At 40.8% G+C, this 6,961-nt stretch carries 5 protein-coding genes; 4 read left to right on the top strand and 1 reads right to left on the bottom strand.

Translation table 11 applies throughout. The features are described 5' to 3' along the window. Positions 1–142: 142 nt before the first annotated feature. Positions 143–688, bottom strand: coding sequence for an oligoribonuclease (gene orn / locus AB4128_RS06195; RefSeq protein WP_372037251.1), 546 nt, complete (start codon positions 686–688; stop codon positions 143–145). Positions 689–801: 113 nt separating this feature from the next. On the opposite strand from orn, the gene rsgA reads away from it, so the two are divergent. From rsgA to AB4128_RS06175, 4 genes are all read left to right on the top strand, one after another. After that, positions 802–1,857 (top strand): small ribosomal subunit biogenesis GTPase RsgA, encoded by a 1,056-nt coding sequence (gene rsgA, locus AB4128_RS06190; protein WP_065109428.1) that lies wholly within the window; start codon positions 802–804, stop codon positions 1,855–1,857. Positions 1,858–1,919: 62 nt separating this feature from the next. After that, positions 1,920–2,780, top strand: a complete 861-nt coding sequence (asd, locus tag AB4128_RS06185; protein ID WP_055023423.1) for an archaetidylserine decarboxylase — start codon at positions 1,920–1,922, stop codon at positions 2,778–2,780. A 36-nt stretch (positions 2,781–2,816) separates the two neighbouring features. Then, positions 2,817–3,704, top strand: coding sequence for a DMT family transporter (locus AB4128_RS06180; RefSeq protein ID WP_231919111.1), 888 nt, complete (start codon positions 2,817–2,819; stop codon positions 3,702–3,704). 52 nt (positions 3,705–3,756) lie between these two features. Next, complete coding sequence (locus AB4128_RS06175) at positions 3,757–6,960, top strand: mechanosensitive ion channel domain-containing protein (protein WP_372037250.1); 3,204 nt, start codon at positions 3,757–3,759, stop codon at positions 6,958–6,960. The last annotated feature ends 1 nt before the right edge of the window (position 6,961 follow it).

Here is a 6,961-nt window from a genome sequence, read left to right as displayed (position 1 = left end):
TGAGCTAATGTCGCATCTTGGTGCTGCAATTTTCAATCTTCAACTTCATTCAGTAATGAATCTTGCTGTAAAAAGTTGAGGCCGCATTATATGTAATATTCACTACACTGCAACCCCTAATTTAAAAAAAAAGTTCGTTTGCTTAAATTTTAAATACTTCTTGGCGATAAAACTGCAATTCAGCAATGGATTCCTTGATATCTTCCAATGCTTGATGGGTATTCTTCTTACTAAAGCCTTTCATTACTTCAGGCTTCCAACGATTAGTCAGCTCTTTAATTGTGCTCACATCGATATTGCGATAATGGAAGAAATCCTCTAATTCAGGCATGTATTTATTCAAGAAACGGCGATCTTGACCAATGCTGTTACCACACATAGGCGACGCGCCTTTCGGAACATATTGCTCTAAAAACTCAATCGTGGCTTTAATTACATCTTCTTCAGAATATTGACTGCTTATAACACGTTCAATCAATCCGGATTCACCATGATGCTTTTGATTCCAATCATCCATGCCATTAAGCACGTCATCAGATTGATGAACTGCCATCACTGGGCCTTGGGCAATTATATTCAATTCTTGATCTGTCACTATCGTCGCAATTTCAATAATTCGATCGACACTGGGCTCTAAACCCGTCATTTCTAAATCAACCCAAATCAGATTACTCGAGTTTACAGCCATAATATCTGCCTTATTCTGTCAAAAGCCCTAAATTCAGGCTTTTTTATTAAAGAGGGTGTATCATACTGTTTTTTTATACGACAAAAAAACACCTAATTAATGAAGATTCGCCTGTGAGTAAAAAGAAACCGCTAAGCCAAAGTCAAAAGCGCCGAATGCGCGACAATCAAAGTAAACGCCTTAAGCGTAAAGACAAACCTGATACGGCTAATGATTTACAGGATAGTCTACTTGGGCCAGAACAGCAGGGAATCGTAATTTCCCGTTTTGGTCAACATGCAGATATTGAAACTGAAGATGGCATCGTCGCCCGTTGTAACCTTCGCCGAAACATCACCAGTCTAGTGACAGGTGACAAGGTACTGGTGCGTCTTGCGACAGAAACCGATCGTGGTATTGGTGGCATTGTAGAAGCGGTTCATCCGCGCACATCTTCATTAACTCGCCCGGATTTATATGACGGCGTAAAAATCATCGCGGCCAACATTGATCAAATACTGATTGTTTCTTCAATATTGCCGAGTTTTACGACTCAAATTATCGACCGCTATTTAGTTGCCGCAGAAGACACTGAAATTCCACCTGTCATCATTCTTAATAAAATGGATTTATTAAATGATGATAACCGAGAAGAAGTCGAACTGGCTCTTGAGCGATATCGGCAAATTGGTTATCCAGTCTACATGGTGAGCAGTCATACAGGTGAAGGGGTCGAGCAAATTAAATCCCTTCTGTCTGATAAAATCAGTGTGTTTGCAGGTCAATCAGGCGTAGGGAAATCATCCCTTATTAATGCCTTGATGCCAGATGCTGATCTACAAGTAGGTGATGTTTCAGATAATTCCGGCCTTGGTCAACACACTACTACTACCGCAAAATTATTACATTTCGAAAGTGGTGGAGACTTAATCGACTCACCCGGTGTACGTGAATTTGCATTGTGGCATTTGCCTGCTCCACGTGTTGGCTGGTGCTTTGTTGAATTCAGAGATTTTATCGGTACTTGCAAGTTTCGCGACTGTAAACACGGTAATGATCCCGGCTGCGCCTTGCAAGCCGCCTTAGCAGATGGGAAAATAACCGAAGATAGATTTAATAACTATCACCGAATCATTGCTAGCCTTGACGAGCAACGTCACGCCAGACACTTTAGAGCGGACGATCTTTAATTCAGTATTGCTGAAAATGACTATTTACACTCAAGATAAAACTAACTAATAAGGGTATTCAATTGGATTCTGTTAAAATTGCTTTGCAATATATCTTACCTAAACATTTACTGTCACGTTTAGTGGGTAAACTTGCAGCCGCTGAAGCGGGAGCAATTACCACCGCTGGTATCAAATGGTTTATCAAACAATATAAGATTGATATGTCAGAAGCTGCAGAAAGTGAGCCTGAAGCATACAAAACTTTCAATGCTTTTTTCACTCGCGCATTAAAACCTGGTTTACGCCCAATCGTTGCAGATGACAAAATCATCGCGCATCCTGTAGACGGTGCCGTAAGTCAATGTGGTCCAATTGAAGCTGGAAAAATTGTCCAAGCTAAAAACCATGATTACACCACACTTGCCCTATTAGGTGGTCAGCAAAAAGATGCTGAACGTTTTACTGGTGGTGACTTTGCGACGATTTACCTTGCACCAAAGGATTACCACCGAATCCATATGCCAATGACTGGCACTTTATCTAAAATGACTTACATTCCTGGTGAGTTGTTTTCAGTAAACCCATTAACAGCGCAAAATGTACCTGGGCTGTTTGCTCGCAACGAACGTGTCGTCGCTATTTTTGAAACTGAAGTAGGTCCATTAGCAATGGTGCTAGTTGGCGCAACAATTGTGGCCAGTATTGAAACCATTTGGGCAGGTACTGTTACCCCACCATGCGGCAAGCAAGTATTTACATGGGATTACCCAACTGAAGGACCTGAATCATTAACACTTGAAAAAGGTGCTGAAATGGGTCGCTTCAAATTAGGTTCAACTGTGGTCATGTTGTTTGGTCAAGATGCCATTGATACCTTTGCTGAAGGTGTTGAGCCAACCGAAACAACCCGTATGGGACAAGCTTTCGCACACCTCAAGTAAGCGAATCAGCACGTAGTGACTGTAAAAGGCCCCGAAATGAGTGGAACATCAATGACCGCTCATTCAACTCAAAGCGGACTCATGCAGTTACATATAGCCGTGTTACTTTTTGGTGGCACGGCGTTATTTTCTAAAATCATTCCTTTAAGTGCCCTCGATATTACCGTGCTTCGCTGCGCCATCGCTTTTTTTGTATTGGCTGCGATTGTAAAAGTTAACCAACAACGTTTGTTGCTTTCACATGTTCAGGATTATTTTATTGCCTTAGGGCTTGGCGTATTAGTTAGCCTACACTGGGTCACTTATTTTGCCTCAATGCAGCTAGCTTCCGTCTCAATCGGGATGATTGCTTTTTTCACCTATCCGGTAATGACAGTCCTTGTCGAGCCAATTTTTAGTCAAAGTAGATTACGTAAGGTTGATGTTCTCTCTGGCATCGCTGTTTTAACTGGCGTAATCATGCTGATACCAGAGCCCAATTTAGAAAACGATGTTACCTTCGGTATTGCTTTAGGGATTATCTCTGCAGCCTTGTTTACAGCTCGTAATATTTGCCATAAACAATATTTCTCTCGCTATAGCGGCCCCCAAGCCATGTTTTATCAAACCTTGATTGCCGTCATTGTACTTGCACCATGGTTAGAAACCGATATCACATCAATTAGTGCAGATATTTGGTTATCTATTGTCGTCCTAGGGGTGTTTTTTACTGCTGCACCACACGCATTATTTGCATCATCACTGCGAAGTCTAAGTGCTAAAACTGCTGGGCTAGTCTCATGCCTACAGCCCTTTTATGGTACCTTGTTAGCCATCATATTGCTCAATGAACAAGTGAATATGAATACAGTAATTGGCGGAATGATTATCTTGCTCACAGCAATCTTCGAAACTCTGCAAAATAACAAAAAAAATAAAGCGTAAACTCAGGTTTTTGTTACCATTGTATTAGTCTCTCACAAGCAATCTCTTTTCTATGTTTCGTATTGCGGTTTTTCTACTTTGCTTTTGTACTTTCTTTGCTTCTGCAAATTCTCCGTTGCAGCTTGATAAACGCTTGGGCTTTTCCCAAGGTAATAATTCTAATCAAGTCATCGACATTCCAACTCAAATCGATAATGTTAAAGCCAGCATCGAAAAACTGAATGATGAAGAACAAAGCTATCTTGAACTTGAACAAAATAGTGAGACAACTCTTGAGCAATTAACTGCTCAAATCAATCAACCAGCGCCCGAAGTATTCGTTGATAGTAAAATTGACATCAGCCAGCAAGCATCGATGGCTTATTATCATTTGTCTGAGCAAAAACAATCCGAAAATGAACTCAGTAAACAATTACTCAGCTTAAGTAAAAGACAGCAACAATTACCTAGCTTAATTCGTCAGGCTAAAGATGCGCTTAATCAGTTCAAGCGCACTCAATTAGCACCAGTTGATACCCCATTAGGTCAATTACATGTGTTGCAAGGTCAATTATTAGAACAACACATAGCAACTTTATCAGCCGAGCATGCAAGCAGCCCTAAACAAAAGCAAATCGCGCAATTGCAGCTGCAATTACTGCGCATTGAGCATTCTCAGCAAGAAAAACTGATTGAAGCGCTCAATAAACAAAATAGTCGTCATCGCCAACAACAAGCAGCAAATACCATTGCGAATAACATCATCGATGAACAGCAGCTTGCCGATGTTGTTTCGCAAGAAATCAGTAATAAAAACCAACAATATGCTCAGGAGCTTATCCGTATCACAGATAGCATAAGCGCCGTTATTAGCTTGCAAGAAAAAACCGAAAGACAATACCAAGCCCATGCATTACAGCTCGCCAATGTCGAAGAGCAAATTACGTGGGTTGAAACGAATTCCGCCTTTGGTGACCGCTTTTTGCAGATGTTGCAATCACTCCCAAAACCTCCGAGTCAAGATGCCTTGCTGGCCGAAGTCGCCGACTCTAGACTAAAGCGTTATCAAGCTGAGCAGCAAAAAGCCTTAAACAAACAGCAGCTCAGTAATCAAGATTTTTTAAATAACACCCAAATTAAGCTATTGGAATCACAGCAAAGTTTAATAGAAGAACTGGTACAAAATTATGATGTTTACCTAAATGAACAAGCTAAACTGCGAAATAGTTATGAGCAGCTCAACCAAATATATTTAGAGCTTAAAAACACCCTAAATGAACATTTATTTTGGGTACCTAATGCGGCAGGTATTAGTGGTTTATGGCTGATTGATTTAAAAAATGCCACGGTGTGGATGACACAAGCACAACAAAGAGAAAAGTTAAAACAGGCTTGGCAATCGCAAAATATTTACTGGGCGTGGTGGGTCATCATCTTGATCTTATGTCTAATGGCTCAAGATTTACTAACCCCAAAGTTTAACCAAACAATGGAACGCTATGGACAATATGTCGGTAATGTAACTCAAGATAAGTTTATCTATACCGCTAAAACATTAGTTTTATCTTTAGTTTATTCATTATTAAAGCCGCTGCCTTTATTGCTTGCAGGCCTTATTTTATTCTCTTCAGAGTTAAACTTTGTCCACGCCATTGGTGTTGGTGTACTGTCTATCGGTTGTAGTTACTGGGTCTATCGTTTCTTCGCCCTATTGTCATTAGATAACGGGATTATGATCAGTCACTTTAGACGACCACAACCCCTTGTCAGGCGTATGCAAGAAAAAGTCTTACGCTTTATTCTTATCAGCTGGCCACTTATCGGCATTATGGGCTTTACTGAGGCCATAGATACTTCGTTAATCCGCAATAGCATTGGTCGCGGCGCCTTTTTACTCTTTACCATTACGTTATTGGTGCTCTACCGAGACTTGTACGCATTTATCACTGACTATCGTGAAAGCGCAAATGACGGTAAAAACATGAAGCTGCTAAATAAGCTCATGTGGGCATTCTTAATTATCGTGCCTTGCGGATGTGTGGTGCTAGCTACCGTTGGTTATTACTTCAGTGCGTTCCAAGTGTTACTGCAAGTGCAGTTGTCATTGCTGTTAGGGCTTGGATTTTTACTGCTTTATCAATTAATCAAACGCTGGATGTTAATTGAGCGTCGATTAATTGCTTTTGACCGTGCTAAAGCTCGCCGTGCTGAGCGTCTCGCCCAGCGAGAACGTGGTGAACTCAATCATGCAGCAGACGCTAATGAAAATTACGAAGAGCCAATTGTTGACTTAGAAACCATTGCAAGCCAATCCTTAGGCTTGGTTCGTTCATTATTAATTTTGGCATTTTTTGGCAGCCTATTAGGCTTAATTTCACAAACTCATACTGCATTATTTTCATTCTTAGATGGGATAACCCTGTGGAATACTCATTCCGTAGTCAATGGTATTGAACAACAAGTCCCCATTACACTGAAGTCAATATTCTTCTCGTTCATTATTGTTGGTTTTTCGGCCATGATAGCCAAAAACCTGCCTGGCTTATTAGAGCTAACGATTCTGCAGCGTTTAGAGTTAACACCAGGCACTGGCTTTGCAATCACCACTGTCAGCAGCTACCTTGTGGTATTTATTGGCCTTCTGGTTGGTTTTTCTACCATAGGTGTTGAATGGTCAAAACTACAATGGCTTGTCGCGGCATTATCGGTTGGTTTAGGCTTCGGATTACAAGAGATTTTTGCCAACTTTATTTCTGGCTTAATTATTTTATTTGAAAAGCCAATCCGAATTGGCGATACCGTTACGATTCGTGACTTAACCGGTACCGTCAGTAAAATTGAAATACGTGCTACCACAATTGTTGACTGGGATAGAAAAGAAATTATTGTGCCCAATAAGGCATTTATCACAGAGCAATTAGTCAATTGGTCACTTTCAGATCCTATAACCCGTGTAATCGTCAATGTGTCAGTACAGCGAGACGCCGATCCATCAAAAGTTGAAGCGTTATTACATCAAGCGGTACGTGAGTCTGAATTGTCCCTTAGCTTCCCTGAGCCTGAAGTCTGGTTTGCGGGATTCGGCCAACACACCCAAGATTATGAAGTCAGATCTTATGCTAAGGACATGAATGATCGCTGGCCTCTTCGACACAGTCTGCATAAACGCATTTGTAAGAAGCTAAAAGAAAACCAAGTAGAGTTGGCGTATCCACAGATGGAAATCCATATCAATAATGGCCAACCTCGTGATATTAATCAGATAATTAAAGGTTAAC

The organism is Shewanella sp. 10N.286.52.A9, assembly GCF_041468985.1.
Classification (GTDB): Bacteria; Pseudomonadota; Gammaproteobacteria; order Enterobacterales; family Shewanellaceae; genus Shewanella; species Shewanella japonica.
The sequence above is the reverse complement of the archived record's forward strand: the minus strand, read 5'-3'. Positions and strand labels throughout refer to the sequence as shown.

Coding starts and splice junctions, on each gene's coding strand:
- orn (WP_372037251.1), bottom strand. CDS start 688: ATGGCTGTAAACTCGAGTAATCTGATTTGGGTTGATTTAGAAATGACG.
- AB4128_RS06180 (WP_231919111.1), top strand. CDS start 2,817: ATGAGTGGAACATCAATGACCGCTCATTCAACTCAAAGCGGACTCATG.
- AB4128_RS06175 (WP_372037250.1), top strand. CDS start 3,757: ATGTTTCGTATTGCGGTTTTTCTACTTTGCTTTTGTACTTTCTTTGCT.